The sequence below is a fragment of the Pseudomonas frederiksbergensis genome (genome assembly GCF_003732275.1).
Taxonomy (GTDB): domain Bacteria; phylum Pseudomonadota; class Gammaproteobacteria; order Pseudomonadales; family Pseudomonadaceae; genus Aquipseudomonas; species Aquipseudomonas frederiksbergensis_H.
In genome coordinates this window covers 1-698 of sequence record NZ_MOBM01000036.1, presented here as the reverse complement: position 1 = coordinate 698, position 698 = coordinate 1, and the positions used below count along the sequence as shown (strand labels likewise).

Annotated in this window: 2 protein-coding genes; both read right to left on the bottom strand. The window is 65.2% G+C overall.

Features of this window, described 5'->3' with window-relative positions:
- Positions 1 to 409, bottom strand: a 409-nt coding sequence (locus BK662_RS19270) for an ABC transporter permease subunit (RefSeq protein WP_446033150.1), incomplete at its 3' end; no start/stop codon positions are given.
- Positions 409 to 698: ABC transporter permease subunit (locus BK662_RS19265; RefSeq protein WP_446033149.1), on the bottom strand; the 290-nt coding region annotated here is incomplete at its 5' end. The genes BK662_RS19270 and BK662_RS19265, both read right to left, overlap by 1 nt.

Below are 698 nucleotides of genomic sequence, written 5' to 3'. Positions count from 1 at the left end.
CCAGCACCACCAGGCACATCGCCCAGAGGAAACTGTCGGTGCCGGCCCAGTACCAGGGCAACTCGGTCCACGACAAGAAGGTCATGAACGCCGGCAAGCCATCGCCGGCGGCCTGACGCATCAGGTACATGCCCATGGCGTAGCCGCCCAGGGCGAAGAACAGGCCGTGGCCCAGGGAGAGCAAGCCGGCGTAGCCCCAGACCAGGTCCAGGGCCAGGGCGACGATGGCGTAGCAGAGAATCTTGCCCACCAGGGTCAGGGTATACGCCGAGACGTGCAGCGGATTGTCAGCCGCCAGCAGCGACAGTAGCGGCAGGCTCAGCAGCACGGCCAGGATCAGCATGCCGACGACGAGGGTGACTTTGGGACCGGCCTTTTGCGTGGCCGTGAGCATCAGGGGCTGGTTCATCAGTCGATTACCCGTCCTTTGAGCGCGAAGAGGCCTTGCGGACGCTTCTGGATGAACAGAATGATCAGCGCGAGGATCAGGATCTTGCCGAGCACGGCGCCGATCTGCGGTTCGAGGATCTTGTTGGCGATGCCGAGGCCGAACGCAGCGAACACGCTACCGGCCAACTGGCCGACGCCGCCGAGCACCACCACCAGGAACGAGTCGATGATGTAGCTCTGGCCCAGGTCCGGACCGACGTTGCCGATCTGGCTCAGGGCCACGCCACCGAGCCCGGCGATGCCCGAGC